Raw genomic sequence first — 21,637 nt, forward strand, 5'->3', positions numbered from 1 at the left:
TCAAACGAGCCAGGCAGCGGTATCGGGCGGAAGGTGGCCGTCGACCAGCGGCGCGCTGGACATCAGTACCTCGCCGGGGGGAAGCGGAATGGGTACGTCCGTCGCGTTGAGCGCGCAGATCAGCCCACCGCTCCTGCGAAAGGCGAGGCAGCCGGGAGGGCTCCCGTACCAGTCGATTCCGACCCCGGTGAACTCCGGACGAAGTGCGCGCAGCTCGAAAGCGGACCGATACAGGCTCAACATCGAGTCCACATCCTCGAGTTGCTGCTCGACCGTCAGTGACGCCCATTCGACGGGCATGGGCAGCCACGTGTTCGGCGAGGAACTGAAACCGAAGGGCGGCTTCGAGTTTTCCCAGGGCAGGGGCACACGGCACCCGTCGCGGCCGCGCTCGGTGTGGCCGGAACGCTCCCAAACGGGATCCTGCAGTGCGTCGTCGGGCAGATCTGCATTGGGCAGTCCCAGCTCGGCCCCGTTGTAGACGAACACCGCACCGGGCAAGGCAAGTTCCAGAAGGAGCATCGCGCGGGCACGAGCATGTCCTCTGCTGCCGCCGCCATATCGGGTGACCTCGCGCACGACGTCGTGGTTGGACAGTGTCCACGTCGGTGTGCCGTCGACGCGGGCGACCGCATCGAGGGAGTTCGACACCGCATGTCGAATCTCGTTCGCATCGAACGCGGCCTCGGCCAGACGGAAGTTGAACCCGAGGTGCAGTTCGTCGTGGCGGATGTATTCGCTGAACCGAGCGTTGTCCTGGACCCAGATCTCGCCGACGGTGACGGCATCAGGGAATTCGTCCATGACCTTGCGAATCTGGCGGTGAATGTCATGAACGGCGTCGTTGTTGAACCGCGGGTCGTCGTCGTCGTTCTTCATCAGCTCGTTGAGGTCGAGATTCATATCGATCAGCTCGTCGGGCTTGGCCATGCCGTGCGCGACATCGATGCGAAAACCGTCCACGCCGCGGTCGAGCCAGAAGCGCAGGGTCCTCGCCAGATCCTCGAACACTTCGGGGTTGTCCCAGTTCAGGTCCGGCTGCTCGGTGGTGAAGATGTGGAGATACCACTGGCCGTAGGAGCCGTCCGCTTCCCGCACTCGAGTCCATGCGGGACCGCCGAAGATGCTGGGCCAGTTGTTGGGTGGCTGCGAGCCGTCCTCACCCTTGCCGTCGCGAAAGATGTACCGCGCCCGCTCCGGACTGCCGGGCGCAGACTCCAATGCTGCCACGAACCACGGGTGTTGGTCGCTGGTGTGGTTGGGCACCAAGTCCATGGTGACCTTGATGTCGCGTGCATGCGCCTCGCTGATCAATGCGTCCATGATGTCGAGGTCCCCGAACAGCGGGTCGATGGCCCGCGGGTCCGAGACGTCGTAGCCGTGATCGGCCATGGGGGAGCGCATGACGGGGCTCAACCAGATCGCGTCGATGCCGAGTAGCTCGAGGTAGCCCAATTTGTCCCGAACTCCGCCGAGGTCGCCGACTCCGTCGCCGTTCGAGTCCGCGAACGACCGGGGATAGATCTGGTAGAAGATTGCGTCCTTCCACCAGGGTGCGGTTGCCTTGCCCATCGGATCGGTCACAACTGGCAAGTCTGCCAAACGTAGGAGCGGGAGCGTAAACAGGGACGCCGATGTAGTGGCTCATCACATACCGATGTTTCGGTTTATCGGACCGAAACAGTCGATTAGTCCGTTTGATGAGGTACCGTTCCGGTTCGAACCGACGCGAGAGGTGCGACATGCCGATGTCCGAACGATCGATCGAAGCCGTACGCCTGAGTGAAGTGTTGTTGCACGCCGACCCCATCGACTCGGACTGGATTCTCGACGGGCAACCCGAGGCGCGATCGGCCGAATGGTCACGCAGTGTCGACGGAACCACGACGACCAACGTCTGGGACTGCACTGCGGGGCGCTTTCGCTGGTTCTTCGCCGTCGACGAGATCGTGCACATCATGGACGGATCGGTCACGGTCTCGTCCGAGGATCACCCAGCCCGCACATTGGTCGCCGGCGACGCCGCGCTCTTCCGCGCCGGAACCTGGTCGGAGTGGCACGTCGAGAACTACGTGCGCAAACACGCGATCCTGCGGCGGCATCTGCCGACATCGATGTCCTTCGCGCTTCAGTTCGCCGGCAACGTTCGCGGCGCGCTCAGGCGAGCCAAACAACTCGGACGCACCGACGCTGCCGCGTCCACTACCGCTGGTATGCGGTCCGGTTCACAGAGCTGAATTGACCATCGAGTTGGCAGCCATCTCCATGTAATCAACCAACTGGGCCCGGTGGCTTGCGTCGAGCACCGATTCGTCGATCGACGCTATCGCGATGTGCATGCAGCGCAGCCACGCGTCACGTTCGAGTGGGCCGATCGTGAACGGAGCGTGTCGCATCCGCAGGCGGGGATGACCGCGTTCGTCCGAGTACGTGCGCGGCCCACCCCAGTACTGCTCGAGAAACATCCGCATGCGCCGCTCTGCGGGAGCGAGGTCCTCCTCCGGGTACAACGGCCGGAGGATTTCGTCGTGCTCCACCTGCTGGTAGAACGTTGCGGTCAGTTTGCGAAAGGTGTCCGCGCCGCCGACCGCGTCGTAGAAGGTCTGCTGCGGTTCGGTCATCATCGGTTCTTTCCGCTCGGTGTCGCTGTCTGTCTCATTGCGCTGTCTGTCTGGCAACTGTGTCTGATCGTGTTGTTGCCGTCGGGTACGAGTCTGTCACTTCGTCAGGTCGGGGATAGGGCCACCCATGCGTCCCTGCGGGTACGGGGCCTGCACACCCGCGTCGACGAACGCTTGCAGAATCTCGCGGTGCAACCGGCGCTGAACCGCCCACTGGCGACCCGGTCGTACCTTGACCGTGATGCGGATGGTGACTGTGTCCGCACTGACCGCGTTGACGCCGAGCATCTCCGGATCGCCGAGCAGGTCTTCCTCGAACACGCCGGAGGTCACCACATCGTGTGCGGCTTTCTCGGCGACTGCGCACGCCTCGGCCACGTTCGCCGTGTGAGCGACGGGTAGGTCGAGTACCGCGACCGCGAATCCCTGACTCATGTTGCCGACACGAAGCACTTCACCGTTCCGGCAGTACCACACCGTCCCGTTGATATCGCGGATCGTCGTTACCCTCAGGCCGACGCTTTCGACGGTGCCGACAGCTTCACCGAGATCGACGATGTCGCCGACGCCGTATTGGTCCTCGAGCAGCATGAAGATGCCCGAGAGGAAGTCGCGCACCAGGTTCTGGGCGCCGAAGCCGAGCGCAACGCCGACGATTCCGGCAGACGCGATGAAGGGCGTCACGTTCACGCCGACGACGTCGAAGGCGGAGAGTACGAACCACGTGAGAACGACGACGGAGACGCCGGACTTGAGTACGGAGCCGATCGTGGTCGCGCGCTGTCTGCGACGTTCGCTCAGTATCGAGCCCTGCAGAGAACTTGTCGCGCGCTCGCGAAGCGGGCGCAGCAACATCGGTGACCGTTCGGACGTGCTGGCGCTTCGCTTGGTGAAACGGTCGATCAGTCTGTGCAGTACCCAGCGGAGCGCGATCGCGAGGAGGAGATAGCCGAGAACCTGCAGGGGCCGGTTGACCAGCCAATCCCGACTCGTCTCCGTCAGTTCGAACGACCTCGAGTCGATCGCGAGTGCAGTTGTGTTCAGGACAGAGTTCGGAGCGGATAGAAACACTTTCAAAGTCTACGGACGACGCGCAAACTTGCCACCCGCCTTCTTCGACCGCCGTGAGTTGGCCGCGCGTTAACCGTCCGGCCACGGTATTTATCGAGAAAAGGGGTGTGCACACCCGCCTGTTTCGTGTTCCACTGTCACACGTGTTCCGCGCAAGCCATGCGCGGGCGCCGACTCTTCAGGAGAACACCCATGAAGAACAAGCAACACCGTCACCGACAACTCCTGCCCAACGATGTCCACGACACCGCAGACCAGCGGCAACGGATATCGGGGGGCTCTCCGCTACATGTTGTCTCTCCTGGCGAGGACAGTGTCCCGGCTTGGGTAAAACGCCGCGTCCTGCTTCTCAACGCCACCTTCGAGCCGCTGACCGCTCTTCCGATGCGTCGCGCAGTTGTTCTTCTCGTCTGCGAGAAGGCGGACGTCATCCACGACGACCCCTCGGGACCGTTCATTCGCTCGGCGGACTTCTCGGTCCAGGTACCGTCCGTCATCCGACTCAGAACGTTCGTTCGAGTTCCTTACCGCGCCCGTGTCCCGATGACACGCGCTGCCCTGATGCACCGTGACCGATTCCGCTGCGCCTATTGCGGCGCCAAGGCCGAGACCGTCGATCATGTGATCCCACGAAGCCGCGGTGGGGAACATTCCTGGGAGAATTGCGTCGCGTGCTGCGCGCCCTGCAACCACCGCAAAGCAGACAAGATGCTCAGCGAGCTCGGTTGGACGCTGAGGGCGCAGCTCGTGCCTCCCAAGGGGCCGCACTGGAGGTTGCTCGCGAGCAACAAGGAACTCGATCCTTCCTGGCTTGCGTATCTCGGTGAAGGTGCTGCCTGACCCGGCGTCGCTCTCGAGCGCAAAGTCGACTAACCTCACATTCTGTGAGCATCCTCGAGACATTGCTGATATTCGGCGTGATTCCGCTCGCGATCATCGGAATCATCGGCGCTCTGTCCTACCTCTCCGCCAAGCAGCCCGGCATGAACATCACGCCGTACAAGCTGTCGGACAAGTGGACGCGCGACCCGATTCTGTGGAGCGCGACCGACGAAGTGACACCACACGGTGGACACGGAGACTCTCACGCATCGACGACTGACTTGATCGGAGGCTCGGCAAGTGGCAAGTGGTGATCTGGTCAAGAGCAACATCGACGCGGACGTCCTGCCCTACGGTGCGGCGCTGACCGGTAGCGGACGAATTTCGGCGGTCTTCCCGTTCGGCACGTTGAATCCGGAACTGCTGCCCTTCGAGACACCGGACCTGGTGGCGTTGGACGATGCACTCATCGAAGCCACGCGTGCAACTCAGATCCGTTTCAACATCTACGTCGGCGACCTCGGTGCCGACGCCGCATCCGGAGCGGACGAGGTCTTTCCGCATACCCCCGATGCGATCCGTTCGATCCTGATCGCTGTGGATCCCAACAGCAAGGCCATCGAGATCCGGAGCGGCAGCCGCGTCAGCGACCGAGCCAATGATCGCGTCGCCCAACTCGGTATCACCGCTGCAGTCGGCCCCTTCCGCGACGGAGAACTGATCGACGGGCTCGTCAGCTCGGTCCGCGTCATGGCCGCAGCTATCGTCAGTCCCTGACGCAGACAACTTCAGCTCAACGCACTGCGCCGTTCGACCGACTCGGTCGAACGGCGCAGTGCGTTGTTCTCTACCGCACGGGCGTCAGCTTGCGTCGAACTTCCGAGCAGCCAACGAGCGCACAACCCCGGCGCGCCCCTCGATGACAAGACGACGAAGAGCCGGCGTCAAGTCCTTGTCGAGGAATCGATCCGCCGTGGCAACCGACTCGTCGCTGATCGACCAGGATGGGTAGAGGCCGATGACGACCGTCTGCGCCACCTCGCTGGAGCGACGTGCCCAGACGTTCTCGATGGCGCCGAAGTAGCGATCCACGTATGACGAGAGCAGCTCGGACTGCCCCGGACCGGCGAAGCCGCCGATGATCGCTCGGGCGGTGGTGTTGGGCACCGAATCGTCCTCGACGACCGTCGTCCACGCTTGTTCTTTGACCTCGCTGTCGGGGCGGATCGCGCGTGCCGCTGCGGCGGAGCGTGCGCCCGCGGCGGTGTTGTCCCGCTTCGCCTCGGCGTCGATGACCGGTGAATCCACGCCGTCGGCGTCGATTGCTCCGGCCGCCGCGAGCGCGGAGACCAGACGCCACCGCAGATCGGTGTCGACCTCGAGTCCGTCGAGGTTCTGGCCGGCGACATCACCGTCGAGCAGTGCCTGCAACACCTCGACGTGGCGATCCGCGAGAGCCGTACCGGTCAGAGTGTTGATGAAGGCCAACTGATGATCCGAACCAGCCTCCGCCGAACGGGCGAAAGCGAGGACCGAATCGGCGAACTCCGGCTCGCCGTGCTCCTTGGCCCAACTCGGCTCCGCGTATGCGGTGATGGCGGTCTGAGCCTGCAGCAGAAGCCGCTGCATGACCCCGACCTCGGTCTCGGTACCGATTCCGCTGAGCACCAAACCGACGAAGTCGCGAGCCTTCATCTCGGCCTGCCGAGTCATTTCCCAGGCAGCCGACCACGCCAACGTGCGGGGGAGTGGCTCTGCGATGTCACCGATGCGAGCGAGAAGCGTCGACAAAGACTCCGGGTCGAGACGCACCGAGCAGTAGGTGAGGTCGTCGTCGTTGACCAACACGAGCTTCCCGCGCGAAACACCTACCAGCGCTGGCACCTCCGTACTTGCAGAGGCCTCGAGATCGATTTCGACCCGCTCGGTGCGAACCAGTTTGCCGTCGGCGTCGTCGTAGATGCCGACGGCGATGCGGTGCACCCGATGTTCACCGGCGCCGGGTTCCGCACCGCCCTGTTCCACGGCGAAGCGAGTGAATTTTCCGTTCTCGTCGACCTCGAAGTCGGGGCGAAGGGTGTTCAGGCCCGTGGTTCGCAGCCACTGGCTGCCCCAGCCGGATAAGTCTCTTCCCGAGGACTTTTCGAGCGCCGCGAGCAGGTCCGAGAAGGTCGCGTTGCCGTAGGCATGGTCGACGAAGTAACTACGCAGACCGGAGAGGAACTCCTCCTTGCCGACGTACGCCACCAATTGCTTGAGAACGCTCGCGCCCTTTGCATAGGTGATGCCGTCGAAGTTGACCTCCACGGCCGCGAGATCGGGAATGTCGGCGGCGATCGGATGTGTGGAGGGCAGCTGATCCTGGCGGTACGCCCATGCCTTCTCGACGTTGGCGAACGTCGTCCAAGCGTTGCTGTATTCGGTTGCCTCGGCCTGGCACAGCACCGAGGCGAACGTTGCGAACGATTCGTTGAGCCACAGATCGTCCCACCACGTCATCGTGACGAGATCGCCGAACCACATGTGAGCCATCTCGTGGAGAACTGTTTCGGCGCGACGCTCGTACGACGCGCGTGTCACCTTGGAGCGGAAGACGTAGTCCTCCAGGTAGGTCACGGCACCGGCATTTTCCATGGCACCGGCATTGAACTCGGGCACGAAGAGCTGGTCGTACTTGCCGAATGCATATGGGGTGCCGAAGTTGGCGTGGTAGAAGCCGAAGCCCTGCTTGGTTTCGGTGAAGAGTCGCTCGGCGTCCATATGGTCGGCGAGCGAGGCTCGGCAGTAGAGGCCCAGCGGTATCGTCCCGTGGTCGTCGGAGTATGAGTCGGTCCACTCGGCGTACGGGCCGGCGATCAACGCGACCAGGTAGGTGCTCATCAGCGGTGTCGTCTCGAACACGTGCTCACCCTCAGCGGGATCGACGGCGTGCGCGGCGTTGGAGATCACTTTCCAGCTCGAAGGCGCGCGCACCTTCAACTCGAACGTCGCCTTGAGGTCGGGCTGGTCGAAGCAGGCGAACATCCGCTTGGCGTCCGCAGTTTCGAATTGGGAGTACAGGTATACCGAGCCATCCGAGGGGTCCACGAAACGATGCAAGCCTTCACCGGTGTGGGAATAGACGCAGTCGGCCACGACAGTCAGTTCGTTGTTCTCGGCAAGATCGGGCAGCGTGATGCCCGTCTGCTCGTCGTACTCCGCCACATCGAGGTCGACGCCGTTCAGCGTGGCGGACCTGATGCCCGCGGCGACGATGTCGACGAACGTCGAGGCGCCTGGCGTCGCCGTGAACGTGATGGTCGTGGTGGATATGAAGGTCTTCTCACCGGGATTGCCGGCCCCATCGGTGAGGTCGAGTTCGATTGCGTAGTCGGATCGGCCGAGCACGTTCGACCGTTCGGCAGCCTGGTCGCGGGTCAGGTTGGGAGCAACCACTTTGCGTATGCACCTTCTCGAAGTAGGAAACGTTGTATTCCACACATCCCACCACGTCCGCCGGAAAGCATGGTGGTCAAGGGATACGGTGGAATGTGTGGGGGGTTACCACGGTTGGCACTTTCGGAACCATCCTCGCCGAACGAAGGAGTTTTCACGTGACCGAAAAAGGACAGAAGGACACCGCGGATTTCTGGTTCGACCCGCTGTGTCCTTGGTGCTGGATAACATCCCGCTGGATCCTCGAGGTCGAGAAGGTTCGCGATATCGACGTCAACTTCCACGTGATGTCTCTGGCCGTTCTCAACCAGGGCCGCGATCTTCCGCAGGAGTACGCGGAGATGATGGAAAAGGCGTGGGGACCTGTCCGCGTCGCCATTGCTGCCGCTGAGTCCGAGGGTGAGAAGGTCCTGCCCGCTCTCTACACGGCCATGGGAACGCGCATCCACAACGAGGGCAACAAGGACTTCGCAGTCGTCATCGAAGAGTCCCTGGCCGAGCTCGGATTGCCCGCGACCCTCGCGGATGCCGCCGACAGCTCCGACTACGACGACGCGCTCCGTACGAGTCACCACGCGGGCATGGACAAGGTGGGCCCCGATGTGGGTACCCCGACCATCCACGTCAACGGTGTCGCGTTCTTCGGACCCGTTCTCTCGCGCATTCCACGCGGCGAGGAAGCCGGGAAGCTGTGGGACGCATCGGTCATCTTCGCGGAATTCCCGCACTTCTTCGAGCTCAAGCGCACCCGGAACGAGGATCCCGCCTTCGATTAGGCGCTTCGCGCATGTGCGCGGAAATACATAGCCTGCTATGTATTTCCGCGCACATGCCTCAGGCCACGATGCGGTCGGTGGCGTCCTCCGTCCCGAAGACGCGGTGCTCGCTGCGGCCGAAGCGCCATGCCGACCAAGCCGCGGCGGCGGCGTCCAAGGCGTCGTCGAGCGCGGGCCCTGCGGGGAGTTCGGCGAGGCCGTCGGCGAGGTTGCCCGGATCGATCCAGGAGTCTAGGCCCTTCATCCGCTGGCCCGCCCCGCGTCCGGACTTCTTCGATGCGAACGCGGTTCCGGGCTGCATGACGCGAAACGAACATTCCGGATGAACCTCGACGATGCGTTCACGGTCGAAGCGGGCCTCGTGCCAGGCCCGAATTCCGGGCAAGAGAAACCACGTCTGCTTGCTGATCGCCTTGCCCGTCGACGCACGGGAGATGGCGCAGGCGTCCTCGTAGGACTGCGCGTGCAGTACGGCAGCAGTGGGGGTGTGAAAGATCGAGGATCGAGCCGGTCCGAGGAAGCGCTTGGCTTCGAGCTCGCTGACCCGGTAGCCGTGCGACGGCATCGACAGTGGCATATCGACACCGACCGAAGCGCAGTGTCCGGTCCTGTCGAGAATCGACTCGACATCTGTGGCCACCTCCCACGTCATCGATGTTCCGTCGAAGAGCGCGATGACCCATTCGCCTCTCGCGCCGTCGATTCCGGCGACCACGTTCTGCGAGTGGAAGTTCACCTGTCAGACTCTATGCATGCGCGTATACCTGGGTGCAGACCATGCCGGTCTCGAATTCAAGAATCAGATCATCGACCACCTCACGGCAACTGGGCACGAACCGGTCGACTGCGGCGCGTTCGACTACGACCCGGTCGACGATTACCCCGCATTCTGCATCGACGCCGCTCGCCGCGTCGTAGCCGATCCGGGTAGCCGCGGGCTCGTCCTCGGTGGCTCCGGCAACGGCGAGCAGATCGCCGCGAACAAGGTGCCCGGTGCCCGGTGCGCGTTGGCGTGGAGCGTCGAGACCGCCACGCTGGCCCGGGAGCACAACGACGCCCAGCTCATCGGCATCGGCGGCCGCATGCACACCCTGCCGGAGGCGCTGGCAATCGTCGACGCTTTTCTCGGCACACCCTTCTCGGGCGAGGAGCGCCATCAGCGGCGCATCGACATCCTGTCCGAGTACGAGCGCACCGGCGACGCGCCGGCGGTGCCCGGTGCGCCGGCTGCAGACAACCCTGCCTGACGGTGCCCGAGGGCCACACTCTGCACCGGCTCGCGCGGTTGCATCAGCGCCGGTACGGCGGATCCGCTGTCGAAGTGAGCAGCCCGCAGGGGCGTTTCACCTCGGGTGCCGCGCTGATAGACGGCCTCGTACTGGAGACGGCAGAGGCGTGGGGTAAGCATCTGCTGCACCGCTACGAGAGCGATCTGATCGTGCACATCCACCTCGGGCTCTATGGCAAGTTCACCGAGCAGCAGGTGCCGATGGCCGATCCGGTCGGGGCGGTGCGGCTGCGGATGGTCGGTAGCGACTACGGCACCGACCTTCGCGGGCCGACAGCATGCGAGATCTACACCGAGCAGCAGGTCGATGCGCTGAAAGCCCGGCTGGGTCCGGATCCGATCCGGACAGATGCCGACCCCGAACGCGCGTGGGGACGAATCACGAAGTCCCGCACTGCTATCGGGACCCTACTGATGGACCAGAAGGTGCTGGCCGGGGTCGGAAACGTCTACCGGGCGGAGATTCTCTTTCGGCACGAGATCAATCCCATGCGGCCGGGCAAGGACCTCGATCACGCCGAGTGGGATGCGCTGTGGCTGGACCTGGTGGAACTGATGAAGATCGGTGTGCGCCGAGGCAAGATCATCACCGTTAGACCCGAGGATGATCACGGGGAAGCGAGCTACGGGCGCAATCGGCCCCGCACCTACGTCTATCGCAGGGCGGGGCGACCCTGTCGAATCTGCGGAACCGAGATCCAACACTCGGTGATGCAGGCGCGCAACCTCTTCTGGTGCCCGGTCTGCCAGCCAGCCTGAGTACCGCGCCAGTTCAGATGCCGAAGTCACCGAAGCCGCCGTCGAAGCCGCCCATGTCGCCACCGTCGTCGCCGCCGCCCATGTCGGAACCGTCACCGCCGCCTACATCGCCACCGTCGCCGCTGCCCTCGGAGCCGTCACCTGCACCGCTCTCGAAGCCCTGCTCGCCATAGGGCACGCCTGCCATTCCGGAGAACATCGCCGAGAACAGGAACATAGATCCGATGCCCCAGGCGCCTGCGACGAGTGCGGGCCGCCACCACGGCTCGGAATACCAACCGGCGGGAACGGGCCGGCCGGCCACCTTGCCACCCGGGTAGTAGTTGGGGGTGCGGTCCGACGGAGTGGGCGACGCCTCGACCTGGCGGCCTTCGAAGTCGACCGAACGGTGCTCGGTGACCTCGCCCGCGGACTTCTGCCCGTCGAGTCCGGCGATGGGTGGACCGGGGTCCATGCCCATCGCGATGCGGGCAGCACGGATGTAGTAGAGGCCTTCGAGCGCTGTCTGCTTCGCAAGACGTGCCTGCTCCACCGTGGTGGCCTGGTCGATTTGTGAGCCGGCGGCGATATTGCGCTCCGACGCGTCTGCCAGCGCCTGCCGGGATGCGGTGTCGGTGCCGAGCAGGTTGTAGATCTGGCCGCCGAGCCGCTCGATGGCTTGGCGAGCGTCCGCTTTTGCGTCGTCGACAGTGCTCGCCGACCGCGCCGCAGCGTTCTTCTGACTCCGCATCACCAAGAACACCACAGCGGCGATCACGACGATGACAAGTAGGAAAGCTTCCACTGCCTATCCCTCCCGGGGCTTCGAATATGTACGTCAGGTATCCGCCGTCAGGCGGACAAACCGGGCACTATCGAGGGTACGTGTCCAGCCGGCGGGGTGGGTCTGGCGCGAAACGAAAAAGGCCCGTTCCTGCAAGTGCAGGAACGGGCCTTTCGATGGAGCCGATGACGAGAATCGAACTCGCGTAGCCTGTTTGGAAGACAGGGGCTCTACCATTGAGCTACATCGGCATGCGAGCGACGAGTTGGGATCGCCAAGTGCGTCGCTTGCGTGTCGAAACTCTACATAACCTTCCGCGCGGATTACAAACCGCCTGCATGTAGAGTCTGCGGAGACGGACGCGGTGGCCCGCTCGCGGGGACCGGAGTCGTCTGCTGTTCAATGTTGCCTGTAGGTTGAACAGCGTCGGTACGGCACGAACGCGGGTTTTTTCGACGTGTACGCGTTCGGAAGGCGAATGACGGGGTGTGGCGCAGCTTGGTAGCGCATCCGCTTTGGGAGCGGAGGGTCGCAGGTTCAATTCCTGTCACCCCGACAAGATGAGTTCGGACCCGGATTACGGGTCCGAACTCGGACACGATTCGACCGCATCGCCAGCGATTGCGCCGACGATCACGCACGGTTCGCCGAGAGTGACGGCGATTCGAATCGACAGCAAGGTACGACCACCAGAAGGAGCATGTCCCGTGAAGAGCACCGTCGAGCAGCTCAGCCCGACGCGAGTCCGTATCAACGTTGAGGTGCCCTTCGAGGAGCTCAAGCCTGATTTCGACCGCGCCTACAAGGCACTCGCGAAGCAGATTCGTCTGCCTGGCTTCCGTCCGGGCAAGGCTCCGGCCAAGTTGCTCGAGGCGCGGGTCGGCCGCGGCGCCGTGCTCGAGCAGGTCGTCAACGACGCACTCCCGGCACGCTACTCGGAGGCTGTGACCTCGGAGAACATCAAGCCTATCGGCCAGCCGGAGATCGAGATCACCAAGATCGAGGACGGTGACGAGCTCACATTCACCGCCGAGGTCGACATTCGCCCCGAGATTGCACTTCCGGATTACTCGACCATCAATGTCACGGTCGATCCCCTGAAGGTCGATGACGCGGCCGTCGACGAGCAGCTGCAGTCGCTGCGTCAGCGGTTCGGCACGTTGACCGGTGTCGATCGCGCTGTGCAGGACGGCGACTTCGTCTCCATCGATCTCTCGGCAACTGTCGACGGTGAGACGGTCGAGGAAGCATCTGCAAACGGGCTCTCGCACGAGGTCGGCTCCGGTCAGCTGATCGAGGGACTCGACGACGCCATCGTCGGTGTCGCTGTCGAGGAGTCCAAGGAGTTCACCTCCACGCTGGTTGCCGGCGAGCACGCAGGCAAGGAAGCGGTCGTGACCGTCAAGGTCGTCTCGGTCAAGGAGCGCGAGCTTCCCGAGGCCGACGACGAGTTCGCGCAGCTCGCCAGCGAGTTCGACACGATGGACGAACTCCTCGCAGATCTGAAGACGCGTGCCGAACGAGTCGCGAAGGTCGAGCAGGCAGGCCAGATCCGCGACAAGGTGCTCGAGACACTCCTCGAGACCCTCGAGATCCCGGCCCCCGAAGCGATCGTCAAGGCCGAGGTCGACTCGCAGCTCCACGAAGCCATCCATGGCCTCGACCACGATGAGGAAAAGTTCGCCGCGCTGCTCGAAGAGCAGGGTTCGAGCCGCGAAGAGTTCGACAAGGACGTCAAGGAGACCGCCGAGAAGTCGGTGCGTACTCAGTTGCTCCTCGACGCGATCGCAGAAGCCGAGCAGACTCAGGTCGGTCAAGACGAGCTCACCGAGCGGATCATCTTCCAGGCGCAGCGCTACGGCATGTCCCCGGAGGACTTCATCGCGCAGGTTCAGCAGGCGAACCAGCTCGGTGCAGTCTTCGCTGACGTGCGCCGCGGTAAGGCCCTCGCCTCCGTCGTCGACCGTGTGAACGTCACCGACACGAGCGGCGCAGATGTGGATACGGCCGAGCTCTTCGGCAGCCCGGCGATCGAAGAAGAGCCTGCAGCAGGCGATTCTGCCGAGGGTGAACAAGAGAAGTAACGCTGACAGCGAACGACGGCGGTTCCGGGACTCCGGGGCCGCCGTTCTTCGTTAGTGTCTGTATCAGGAATCAACGATCGTATGGAAAAGGCAGGTACCGTGACTGTTCAGAATCCGGCGGCTTCGCACCAGCAGAGTCCCGTCATGACTTCGGCCGCTTCCGGCTTGAATCTCAGCGACTCCGTGTACGAGCGTCTGCTTCGCGAGCGCATCATCTTCCTCGGTACACAGGTCGACGATGACATCGCCAACAAGCTGTGCGCGCAGATCATCTTGCTCTCTGCTGAGGACGCCACCCGAGACATTCACCTGTACATCAACTCACCCGGTGGCTCGGTCACTGCGGGCATGGCCATCTTCGACACGATGGAATTCGCCGAGTGCGATGTCGCGACGTACGGCATGGGCCTGGCGGCCTCGATGGGCCAGTTCCTGCTCTCGGCAGGTGCCAAGGGAAAGCGCTATGCCCTCCCGCACGCACGCATCATGATGCACCAGCCGTCCGCCGGTATCGGCGGTAGTGCCAGCGATATCGCCATCATGGCCGAGCAGTTCGCGCACACCAAGCGTGAAATGGCCGAACTGATCGCGCTGCACACCGGTCAAACCGTCGAGCAGATCACCGAGGATTCTGATCGTGACCGCTGGTTCACCGCGACCGCGGCCAAGGAGTACGGCTTCGTGGACCACGTCGTCTCACGCGCGCGGCAGGCAGGTGGCACAGGCGTATAGACCGCCTGTAGCCGACACCCACGATCATTCACATCTTGGAGAAACGATGACCAACCTGTTCGATCCCAATCAGATGCCGTCCTCCCGGTACATTCTGCCGTCCTTCGTGGAGCACTCGAGCTACGGCGTCAAGGAGTCCAACCCGTACAACAAGCTCTTCGAGGAGCGCATCATCTTCCTCGGCGTGCAGGTTGACGACGCCTCCGCCAACGACGTCATGGCGCAGCTGCTGGTGCTCGAGGGGCTCGATCCGGACCGCGACATCACCATGTACATCAACTCGCCCGGCGGCTCGTTCACCTCGCTGATGGCGATCTACGACACGATGCAGTACGTGCGAGCCGACGTCGCCACGGTGTGCCTCGGTCAGGCCGCGTCCGCCGCGGCGGTACTGCTCGCAGCAGGAACCCCGGGCAAGCGAGCGGCGCTGCCCAACGCTCGCGTGCTCATTCACCAGCCCTCGAGCGGCGGCATCCAGGGCCAGGTTTCCGACCTGGAGATCCAGGCGGCCGAAATCGAGCGCATGCGACGGTTGATGGAGACCACGCTCGGGCGGCATACCGGCAAGGATCCCGATGTCATTCGCAAGGACACCGACCGTGACAAGATCCTGACCGCCGAGCAGGCAAAAGACTACGGAATCATCGACACCGTGTTCGAGTACCGCAAGTTGTCTGCGCAGAAGTAGCGTCACCAGGTATCGTCGCAGGACCGCTGACGTGGCGTCAGGTGAAGTTCGTCCACCGGGCGCCACGTCGGTCAGCGCAACGAGACACGCGGTGGGGTGCGGTCGGCACGGAGTGGGCCAGCACGAAACACAGTGATTCGAGAGGCTGTCGACAAATCGGACGGCGAATCACCGCAAAACAAGTCGCCCGGTTCTCCGGAACACGGGTACGGTCGGCTCAGGGCCCCATGGCCGTGGGGTGGCAAGGTGCACACGGTGGATCGGCACGGGCAGGGATCGACACGGGCAGGTTGCATGGCTGCCGGACGCGGACAAGGAAGTAGGAACCTCGAAGATGGCACGAATCGGTGACGGCGGCGATCTGCTGAAGTGCTCTTTTTGCGGTAAGAGCCAGAAGCAGGTCAAGAAGCTCATCGCGGGACCAGGGGTGTACATCTGCGACGAGTGCATCGACCTGTGCAACGAGATCATCGAGGAGGAGCTCGCGGAGTCGAGCGAGGTCAAGCTCGATGATCTGCCGAAGCCCTCCGAGATCAAGGACTTTCTCGAGAACTACGTGATCGGGCAGGACACTGCCAAACGAACTCTTGCCGTGGCGGTCTACAACCACTACAAGCGCATCCAGGCCGGCGACAAGACCCGTGACGCACGGGGCGAGAGCGTCGAGCTGGCCAAGTCCAACATCCTCATGCTCGGTCCCACGGGGTGCGGGAAGACCTACCTCGCGCAGACGCTGGCGAAGATGCTCAACGTTCCGTTCGCGATTGCTGATGCGACGGCTCTCACCGAAGCGGGCTATGTCGGCGAGGATGTCGAGAACATCCTGCTCAAGCTCATTCAGGCAGCGGATTACGACGTCAAGCGCGCCGAAACGGGCATCATCTACATCGACGAGGTCGACAAGATCGCTCGCAAGAGCGAGAACCCCTCCATCACGCGTGATGTATCCGGTGAGGGCGTCCAGCAGGCACTGCTGAAGATCCTCGAAGGGACGCAGGCCAGTGTTCCGCCGCAGGGCGGACGCAAGCACCCGCATCAGGAGTTCATCCAGATCGACACGACCAATGTGTTGTTCATCGTCGCGGGCGCATTCGCCGGGCTCGAGAAGATCGTCTCCGATCGCGTCGGTAAGCGAGGACTCGGATTCGGTGCCGAGGTGCGGTCCAAGGCAGAGATCGATACTCAGGACCACTTCGCCGAGGTCATGCCCGAGGACCTCATCAAGTTCGGTTTGATCCCCGAGTTCATCGGTCGTCTGCCGGTGCTGGCCTCGGTGACCAACCTGGACAAGGAATCGCTCGTGACGATCCTGTCCGAGCCGAAGAACGCACTGGTCAAGCAGTACAGCCGGTTGTTCGAGATGGACAATGTCGAGCTCGAGTTCTCCAAGGATGCACTCGAAGCCATCGCCGACCAGGCCATTCTGCGTGGAACCGGTGCACGTGGCCTGCGCGCGATCTTGGAAGAGGTCCTGAACCCGGTGATGTTCGACATCCCGAGTCGCGACGATGTCGCGAAGGTGGTCGTGACCTCCGAGACGGTCAACGACAACGTGCTACCGACCATCGTTCCGCGCAAGCCCGAACGGCCGGAGCGCCGCGACAAGTCCGCGTAGCAACGCCTCTGAAGGCAACCCACGAGACCCGGTCAGCGAGAATGCTGACCGGGTCTCGTGGGTTCGGTCCGGGGCGCGCGCGGCTCGACGGAGCGGGCACAATCTGCGTCATGGATTTCAATCGCGTCACCATCGAGTACTGCACGCAATGCCAGTGGCTGCTGCGGGCAAGCTGGATGGCGCAGGAACTGCTGAACACATTCGGTCAGGAGTTGGGTGAGGTTGCACTCGTTCCGGGTACTGGAGGCGTCTTTCGCGTCGAGGTCGACGGCGAGCTGATCTGGGATCGAAAGGAGCGCAACGGTTTTCCTGAGATCACCGTGCTCAAGCAGCTCGTGCGTGACCGGGTCGCACCGGAGCGCGATCTCGGCCACGTCGACCGCACGTCCTAGCTGCTCCCGAATCGCTCGAAGATCGCGGCCAGCCCTTGGCCGCCGCCGATGCACATGGTTTCGAGTCCGTAGCGAGCCTCACGCCGCTGCATCTCACGCAGCAGCGTCGCGAGTATGCGGCCGCCGGTGGCGCCGACGGGATGGCCCAGTGAAATCCCCGAACCGTTCGGGTTCAACCTCGGATCCTCCGGTTCGACTTTCCATGTGCGAAGTACGGCAAGAGTTTGTGCCGCGAAGGCTTCGTTCAACTCGATGACGTCCATATCTGCCAGCGTCAATCCAGCCCTGGACAGCGCCGCATCGCTCGCGGGTACAGGCCCGATGCCCATGGTGCGGGGCGGTACACCTGCGACAGCCCAGCTGACCAAGGTGGCGATCGGCCGAAGCCCGAGGGCTGCCGCCCGCTCCGGGGTCGTGACGATCGCCAGTGCGGCGCCGTCGTTCTGTCCGCTCGCATTGCCGGCCGTGACGGTCGACTCGGGGTCCACGCCAGCGCGAATGGCACGAAGCTTCGCCAGCGACTCGATGCTCGTATCGGCCCTGGGGTGCTCGTCGGTGTCGACGAGCAGTGGATCGGATTTGCGTTGTGGGACAGAGACTCCCACGATCTCCTCGGCGAAGATGCCGTTCTTCTGTGCGGCGACGGCTCGCTGGTGCGACTGCACTGCGAGCGCATCCTGATCCGCCCGGCTGATGGAGAATTCTGCCCGCAAGTTCTCCGCGGTTTCGATCATGCCACCGGGCACTGGGAAGTTCGCGCCGCCCGCGGTGACGCGCGCTCGCGCCAGTCGGTCGGACAAGGCGACGGCCTCGGCCTTGACGCCCCACCGCATGCCCGTCGCGTAGAACTCGGTTTGACTCATGCTTTCCACGCCGCCCGCCAGCACGAGGTCGTTGACCCCGGTCTGCACCTGCATGCAGGCCTGCAGCACCGCTTGGAGTCCGGATCCGCACCGCCGATCGACCTGCTGGCCGGGCACATCGACACCGAGACCGGCATCGAGAGCGGCGACGCGGCCGATCGCAGGTGCGTCGCCGTTGGGGGAGGCCTGGCCGAGAATGACGTCGCCGATATCGGATCCGGAGATGCCGGTGCGAGCGAGCAATTCGGTGATGACCGTCGCGGCCAGCGCTTGAGGAGAGATGTCGCGGAACACGCCACCGAACCGTCCGATGGGAGTGCGCAGCGGTTCGCAGATGACTGCGTCAGGCATGGAGGCGTCCTTTGTGATCGGTGGAATGCGAGTGCACGCGGTACAGGTCTTTTTCGATCGCCGAGGTTGCGTGCAGGAGGGCCGGCAGGAGGTGTTCGCGGGCATCGTCGGCGCTGTGACGCGCGGCCTGAGTGGACACGTTCGCGGCCGCGACGACAGCCCCGGACTCATCGTGAATCGGCGCCGCGATCGATCTCAGGCCTTCCTCGAGCTCCTGGTCCACCAGGCAATAGCCCTGTGCACGAACGAGATCGAGCTCATCCCGCAAGGCGGCGGTGTCGGTGATGGTCTTGCCGGTCAGTGCGGTGAGTTCGACACGCTGCAGGTACTCGTCGAGACGATCGGGTGGGAGCCCGGCAAGCAGAACGCGGCCCATCGACGTGGCGAAAGCCGGGAAGCGGGTTCCGATGGTGATCGAGACCGTCATGATTCTGCTGACGGGGACGCGAGCGACATAGACGACGTCGTCACCGTCGAGGATCGAGACCGACGAGGATTCTCGGACCCGCTCGGCCAGCGATTCGAGGTGTGGACCTGCGACATCGGGTAGCGACAGGCTCGACAGGTAGCTGTAGCCCAGTTCCAACACCCGCGGCGTGAGCCAGAACAACGACCCGTCACCGCGAACGTAACCGAGGTCGACGAGTGTGAGCAGGAACCGCCGGGCGGTCGCGCGGGTGAGGTCGGTGGCCTTGGCGACGTCGGAGAGCGTTCTACGTGGGTGTTCGGCGTCGAAGGCCCGGATCACCGCGAGTCCGCGCGCCAGGGACTGCACGTGATCGGGGGAGGGCACCTGCGACCCGGCCGCAGGTAGCTCGGTGGTGTGGGGGTCGGTCATGTGCTCTCCGCTTCCTTCGACTCGGCCAGCGCGGCGTCGGCCATGGCGAATGCTGCGTTGCTGTTGGGAACTCCCGCGTAGACGGCTGTATGCAGGAACACCTCGGAGAGTTCGTCTGCGCTCAGACCTGCTCGTAGAGCTGCCCTGATGTGCATGTCCAATTCGTGTCGATTGCCGACTGCGGTGAGGATCGCCAGCGTCAACAAACGGCGGGTTCGATGATCGAGTCCCGCACGCGCCCAGACATCACCCCAAGCCGTTCGGGTGATGAAGTCCTGAAACGGCGCAGTGAACTCGGTTGTGCGTTCGATGCTGCGATCGACATGAGCGTCGCCGAGCACGGAACGCCGCACGCGCATCCCCGCCTCGTGCGCCGCCCTCCTACCGCTTTCGTAGGCATCGTCGTCGATGCGGGGAGAAATGTGATCGAGGATCAGGCGGCTCACTTCGCCTGCCTGCTCGACGTTCGCTAGGTGCGCGGCAGGGGAGAGCACATGCATTGTCGAGCGAGCGATGCCGTCGGCCAGGATTCTCGCCTCCGCAGGTGGTGTCGCCGGATCCTGTTCTCCCGCGACGATGAGCGTGCGGGCAGTGATGCGCCCGAGGTCGGCGCGGTTGTCCCAACCGGCGAGTGCCTCGCAGCAGGATGCGTATCCCTCGTCCGGGGTGTCGGCGATCATCCGTCGGTGGCGAGCGAGGAGATCGGGATCGCGCACTGCGAGAGCAGAGGTGAACCACCGGCTCGTCACGGCGTCGGCCAGAGATTCGGTACCATCCGCGCGGGCAGCTTCGGCACGGTCTCGCCACGCCTGCGGTTCGCCGAAGCGTGCCGAGGTACACAGCAGCGTGAGGCTGCGCACGCGCAACGGTCGATGCACAGCGAGCCACTGAGCGATCGCGCCGCCGATCGAAAGACCGACCACGTGGGCGGAGTCGATCGAACGGGCGTCGAGGACTGCGAGAACGTCCGCGGCGAGATCACCGACCGAGTAGGGGCCGGGCGGCACCGGTGAGTCACCGTGCCCGCGGAGATCGACAGCGATGACGTCGGCGACGGCAGCCAGCGCGCCGATCTGTGGATCCCACATCGACCGGTCGGAACCGAGCGAACCGATCAGCACCACTGTCGGCGCCGAGGGCGTCGGGGCGGCAGTGAAATCGTAGGACAGTTCGATACTCATCAGTGCCTTTCGGGCCGGGTGTCGGCGGCGGCGAGGACACGGTCGACGATGTCGTCGGCGTGCCCCAGATAACGGCCGGGCTCGAGCAGTTCCCGCACGGCGGCGGGCTCGAGGTATCGGATGACGTCGGGATGGGAGTCCAGTGCGGTGCCCGAGGCGCAAGCTGCGGTGACGATCTCGCGCGCCCGGTCGGTGTGCGTGGACAGAGCAGAGGTGACCCGCTCGGCAAGCAGAAGACCCCTGGTGATGGACAGATTGTGGGCCATGGCCTCGGGTTGGACCTGCAGGCCGGCGAGGCTTGCTGCCAGTCGGTGGGTGCCGCCACCGACTAGTCGGAGGATCTCGGTCAGTGTCTCCCACTCGGCATGCCAGGCGCCTGCGGCGCGTTGATGTTCGTGCTCCATCGATGCCAGCGCAGTCGCGACCAGGCCCGGCACCCGTCGGACGGCAGCCCGAGCGGTGATGGCCGCGACCGGATTTCGCTTGTGGGGCATCGCCGAGGAACCGCCCGGACTGTCCTCGTCGACCTCGCCGACCTCGGTCGAGGCGAGCAGGGTGATGTCGAGCGCCGGTTTGCCGATGGCTCCGGCAGCGATTCCCAGCGCGCCGACGATCTCGGCGATTCGGGTTCGATCCGTGTGCCAGGGAATTCCCTGCCGCGCCAGCCCCAATTCGTCGGCGAGTGCGTCGGCGATGTCGAGTCCGTGCGGATGCAATGCGGCCAGTGTGCCGGCGGCACCGCCGAACTGGACCGCGACCGCGCTCTGGGCTCGAGCGAGTGCGTCGTCGGCGCGCATGAGGCCCTCGGTCCATCCCGCGGCGACGACGCCGAATGTCGTCGGCAGGGCCTGCTGGCCGAGGGTGCGAGCTGCGGTGAGGGTGCCGCGATGTTGTCGAGCGAGCCGAGTACTCGAATCGATCGCGTCGCCGATGGAGGCGCGGACATCGACCAATGCCCGCCCGGTCAGCAGCATCAGTGCCGAGTCCAGGATGTCCTGACTGGTTGCTCCCGGATGGACCGCGCTTGCCGGAACTCCCAGTCGCGCAACCGCGGTTCGAAGGATCGTCACCAGCGGAATGACGGGATTGCCGCCTGCGGCCGCAGCGGCGCCCAGCGCGGTGATGTCCACGGCGCCGGGTTCGGCGAGGTCGCCGACAACGGCACTGACGATCTCCGCGTGCCGGGTGTCGACCTGTCCGTATTTTGCGGCGACGCGCGTCAAGGCTGCCTCGACCTCGAGCATCGCTGCGACCCATGCGTGATCGGATAGATCGGCGGCGTTGTCGCCGCCGAAAATCGGATCGAAGAGCGGTCCACGGGTGTTCGGCTCGGGGGCGTTCGTCATTGGCTGGCTCCG

At 64.1% G+C, this 21,637-nt stretch carries 22 protein-coding genes and 2 tRNA genes; 13 read left to right on the forward strand and 11 right to left on the reverse strand.

Annotation, left to right across the window (positions count from 1 at the left end; translation table 11 throughout):
- Positions 1-1,572 (reverse strand): glycoside hydrolase family 13 protein, encoded by a 1,572-nt coding sequence (locus J1M86_RS01410; protein WP_206508655.1) that lies wholly within the window; start codon positions 1,570-1,572, stop codon positions 1-3.
- Positions 1,573-1,748: 176 nt separating this feature from the next.
- On the opposite strand from J1M86_RS01410, the gene J1M86_RS01415 reads away from it, so the two are divergent.
- A complete protein-coding gene (locus J1M86_RS01415; protein WP_206508544.1) occupies positions 1,749-2,237 on the forward strand; it encodes a cupin domain-containing protein in 489 nt (162 codons plus the stop codon).
- On the opposite strand, the gene J1M86_RS01420 is transcribed toward J1M86_RS01415, so the two are convergent.
- Both J1M86_RS01420 and J1M86_RS01425 read right to left on the reverse strand, forming a co-directional pair.
- Positions 2,226-2,621 (reverse strand): globin, encoded by a 396-nt coding sequence (locus J1M86_RS01420; RefSeq protein ID WP_206508656.1) that lies wholly within the window; start codon positions 2,619-2,621, stop codon positions 2,226-2,228. The genes J1M86_RS01415 and J1M86_RS01420 overlap by 12 nt on opposite strands.
- Before the next feature lie 96 nt (positions 2,622-2,717).
- The gene (locus J1M86_RS01425) at positions 2,718-3,692 is read right to left on the reverse strand and encodes a mechanosensitive ion channel family protein (protein ID WP_139318135.1); all 975 of its coding nucleotides are present in this window, start codon (positions 3,690-3,692) and stop codon (positions 2,718-2,720) included.
- 192 nt (positions 3,693-3,884) lie between these two features.
- Here J1M86_RS01425 and J1M86_RS01430 point away from each other — a divergent pair, with 192 nt between their 5' ends.
- The 3 genes from J1M86_RS01430 to J1M86_RS01440 are packed head-to-tail and all read left to right on the forward strand — an operon-like array spanning position 3,885 to position 5,291.
- Positions 3,885-4,532, forward strand: a complete 648-nt coding sequence (locus tag J1M86_RS01430) for an HNH endonuclease (RefSeq protein WP_187346754.1) — start codon at positions 3,885-3,887, stop codon at positions 4,530-4,532.
- 44 nt (positions 4,533-4,576) lie between these two features.
- Complete coding sequence (locus tag J1M86_RS01435; RefSeq protein WP_075839376.1) at positions 4,577-4,828, forward strand: hypothetical protein; 252 nt, start codon at positions 4,577-4,579, stop codon at positions 4,826-4,828.
- Positions 4,815-5,291: a DUF5130 family protein gene (locus J1M86_RS01440; protein WP_206508546.1), complete on the forward strand. Its 477-nt coding sequence runs from the start codon at positions 4,815-4,817 to the stop codon at positions 5,289-5,291. Before J1M86_RS01435 ends, J1M86_RS01440 begins: the two co-directional genes overlap by 14 nt.
- A gap of 84 nt (positions 5,292-5,375) precedes the next feature.
- On the opposite strand, the gene pepN is transcribed toward J1M86_RS01440, so the two are convergent.
- A complete protein-coding gene (pepN, locus tag J1M86_RS01445) occupies positions 5,376-7,949 on the reverse strand; it encodes an aminopeptidase N (RefSeq protein WP_206508548.1) in 2,574 nt (857 codons plus the stop codon).
- 158 nt (positions 7,950-8,107) lie between these two features.
- Here pepN and J1M86_RS01450 point away from each other — a divergent pair, with 158 nt between their 5' ends.
- Positions 8,108-8,725 (forward strand): DsbA family protein, encoded by a 618-nt coding sequence (locus J1M86_RS01450; protein ID WP_206508552.1) that lies wholly within the window; start codon positions 8,108-8,110, stop codon positions 8,723-8,725.
- Between the two features lie 58 nt (positions 8,726-8,783).
- Here the strand turns inward: J1M86_RS01450 and J1M86_RS01455 are convergent, their stop codons facing one another.
- Positions 8,784-9,461, reverse strand: coding sequence for a DUF429 domain-containing protein (locus tag J1M86_RS01455; protein WP_307786497.1), 678 nt, complete (start codon positions 9,459-9,461; stop codon positions 8,784-8,786).
- A 16-nt stretch (positions 9,462-9,477) separates the two neighbouring features.
- Here J1M86_RS01455 and J1M86_RS01460 point away from each other — a divergent pair, with 16 nt between their 5' ends.
- Together J1M86_RS01460 and J1M86_RS01465 are read left to right on the forward strand one after the other, a co-directional pair.
- Positions 9,478-9,972, forward strand: a complete 495-nt coding sequence (locus J1M86_RS01460) for a ribose-5-phosphate isomerase (protein WP_075839409.1) — start codon at positions 9,478-9,480, stop codon at positions 9,970-9,972.
- Positions 9,973-9,974: 2 nt separating this feature from the next.
- Positions 9,975-10,772 (forward strand): Fpg/Nei family DNA glycosylase, encoded by a 798-nt coding sequence (locus J1M86_RS01465; RefSeq protein ID WP_206508553.1) that lies wholly within the window; start codon positions 9,975-9,977, stop codon positions 10,770-10,772.
- A gap of 13 nt (positions 10,773-10,785) precedes the next feature.
- Here the strand turns inward: J1M86_RS01465 and J1M86_RS01470 are convergent, their stop codons facing one another.
- On the reverse strand, positions 10,786-11,502 hold the full coding sequence (locus J1M86_RS01470) for a DUF1542 domain-containing protein (RefSeq protein WP_206508658.1): 717 nt from the start codon (positions 11,500-11,502) through the stop codon (positions 10,786-10,788).
- Positions 11,503-11,712: 210 nt separating this feature from the next.
- Positions 11,713-11,786: transfer RNA gene (locus J1M86_RS01475), tRNA-Gly, on the reverse strand.
- 231 nt (positions 11,787-12,017) lie between these two features.
- On the opposite strand from J1M86_RS01475, the gene J1M86_RS01480 reads away from it, so the two are divergent.
- The 6 genes from J1M86_RS01480 (at position 12,018) to J1M86_RS01505 (ending at position 17,046) form a co-directional block, all read left to right on the forward strand.
- Positions 12,018-12,091: transfer RNA gene (locus J1M86_RS01480), tRNA-Pro, on the forward strand.
- Positions 12,092-12,242: 151 nt separating this feature from the next.
- Complete coding sequence (tig, locus tag J1M86_RS01485; protein WP_075839374.1) at positions 12,243-13,619, forward strand: trigger factor; 1,377 nt, start codon at positions 12,243-12,245, stop codon at positions 13,617-13,619.
- 81 nt (positions 13,620-13,700) lie between these two features.
- Complete coding sequence (locus J1M86_RS01490; RefSeq protein WP_075839373.1) at positions 13,701-14,351, forward strand: ATP-dependent Clp protease proteolytic subunit; 651 nt, start codon at positions 13,701-13,703, stop codon at positions 14,349-14,351.
- 46 nt (positions 14,352-14,397) lie between these two features.
- Entirely contained in the window at positions 14,398-15,039 is a 642-nt protein-coding gene (locus J1M86_RS01495; protein ID WP_075839372.1) for an ATP-dependent Clp protease proteolytic subunit, read from the forward strand.
- Between the two features lie 334 nt (positions 15,040-15,373).
- The gene (gene clpX, locus J1M86_RS01500) at positions 15,374-16,654 is read left to right on the forward strand and encodes an ATP-dependent Clp protease ATP-binding subunit ClpX (RefSeq protein ID WP_075839371.1); all 1,281 of its coding nucleotides are present in this window, start codon (positions 15,374-15,376) and stop codon (positions 16,652-16,654) included.
- 110 nt (positions 16,655-16,764) lie between these two features.
- Entirely contained in the window at positions 16,765-17,046 is a 282-nt protein-coding gene (locus J1M86_RS01505) for a SelT/SelW/SelH family protein (protein WP_206508554.1), read from the forward strand.
- Here J1M86_RS01505 and J1M86_RS01510 read toward each other — a convergent pair.
- Genes J1M86_RS01510 through J1M86_RS01525 form a run of 4 tightly spaced genes read right to left on the reverse strand, consistent with a single transcriptional unit; the run spans position 17,043 to position 21,625 of the window.
- A complete protein-coding gene (locus J1M86_RS01510) occupies positions 17,043-18,260 on the reverse strand; it encodes an acetyl-CoA C-acetyltransferase (RefSeq protein WP_206508555.1) in 1,218 nt (405 codons plus the stop codon). The genes J1M86_RS01505 and J1M86_RS01510 overlap by 4 nt on opposite strands.
- Positions 18,253-19,098 carry an IclR family transcriptional regulator gene (locus tag J1M86_RS01515; RefSeq protein ID WP_206508556.1) on the reverse strand — a complete coding sequence of 282 codons (846 nt, stop codon included), beginning with the start codon at positions 19,096-19,098 and terminating at the stop codon, positions 18,253-18,255. Before J1M86_RS01515 ends, J1M86_RS01510 begins: the two co-directional genes overlap by 8 nt.
- Positions 19,095-20,279 carry a 3-oxoadipate enol-lactonase gene (gene pcaD / locus J1M86_RS01520; protein WP_206508557.1) on the reverse strand — a complete coding sequence of 395 codons (1,185 nt, stop codon included), beginning with the start codon at positions 20,277-20,279 and terminating at the stop codon, positions 19,095-19,097. The genes J1M86_RS01515 and pcaD overlap by 4 nt, the downstream gene beginning before the upstream one ends.
- The gene (locus J1M86_RS01525; protein WP_206508558.1) at positions 20,279-21,625 is read right to left on the reverse strand and encodes a lyase family protein; all 1,347 of its coding nucleotides are present in this window, start codon (positions 21,623-21,625) and stop codon (positions 20,279-20,281) included. Before J1M86_RS01525 ends, pcaD begins: the two co-directional genes overlap by 1 nt.
- Positions 21,626-21,637: the final 12 nt, after the last annotated feature.

This window comes from Rhodococcus sp. KRD197 (genome assembly GCF_017168235.1).
Taxonomy (GTDB): Bacteria; Actinomycetota; Actinomycetes; order Mycobacteriales; family Mycobacteriaceae; genus Rhodococcoides.

Coding starts and splice junctions, on each gene's coding strand:
- J1M86_RS01410 (WP_206508655.1), bottom strand. CDS start 1,572: ATGGGCAAGGCAACCGCACCCTGGTGGAAGGACGCAATCTTCTACCAG.
- J1M86_RS01415 (WP_206508544.1), top strand. CDS start 1,749: ATGTCCGAACGATCGATCGAAGCCGTACGCCTGAGTGAAGTGTTGTTG.
- J1M86_RS01420 (WP_206508656.1), bottom strand. CDS start 2,621: ATGACCGAACCGCAGCAGACCTTCTACGACGCGGTCGGCGGCGCGGAC.
- J1M86_RS01430 (WP_187346754.1), top strand. CDS start 3,885: ATGAAGAACAAGCAACACCGTCACCGACAACTCCTGCCCAACGATGTC.
- J1M86_RS01460 (WP_075839409.1), top strand. CDS start 9,478: ATGCGCGTATACCTGGGTGCAGACCATGCCGGTCTCGAATTCAAGAAT.
- J1M86_RS01470 (WP_206508658.1), bottom strand. CDS start 11,502: ATGCGGAGTCAGAAGAACGCTGCGGCGCGGTCGGCGAGCACTGTCGAC.
- J1M86_RS01490 (WP_075839373.1), top strand. CDS start 13,701: ATGGAAAAGGCAGGTACCGTGACTGTTCAGAATCCGGCGGCTTCGCAC.
- J1M86_RS01495 (WP_075839372.1), top strand. CDS start 14,398: ATGACCAACCTGTTCGATCCCAATCAGATGCCGTCCTCCCGGTACATT.
- clpX (WP_075839371.1), top strand. CDS start 15,374: ATGGCACGAATCGGTGACGGCGGCGATCTGCTGAAGTGCTCTTTTTGC.
- J1M86_RS01505 (WP_206508554.1), top strand. CDS start 16,765: ATGGATTTCAATCGCGTCACCATCGAGTACTGCACGCAATGCCAGTGG.
- J1M86_RS01510 (WP_206508555.1), bottom strand. CDS start 18,260: ATGCCTGACGCAGTCATCTGCGAACCGCTGCGCACTCCCATCGGACGG.
- J1M86_RS01515 (WP_206508556.1), bottom strand. CDS start 19,098: ATGACCGACCCCCACACCACCGAGCTACCTGCGGCCGGGTCGCAGGTG.
- pcaD (WP_206508557.1), bottom strand. CDS start 20,279: ATGAGTATCGAACTGTCCTACGATTTCACTGCCGCCCCGACGCCCTCG.
- J1M86_RS01525 (WP_206508558.1), bottom strand. CDS start 21,625: ATGACGAACGCCCCCGAGCCGAACACCCGTGGACCGCTCTTCGATCCG.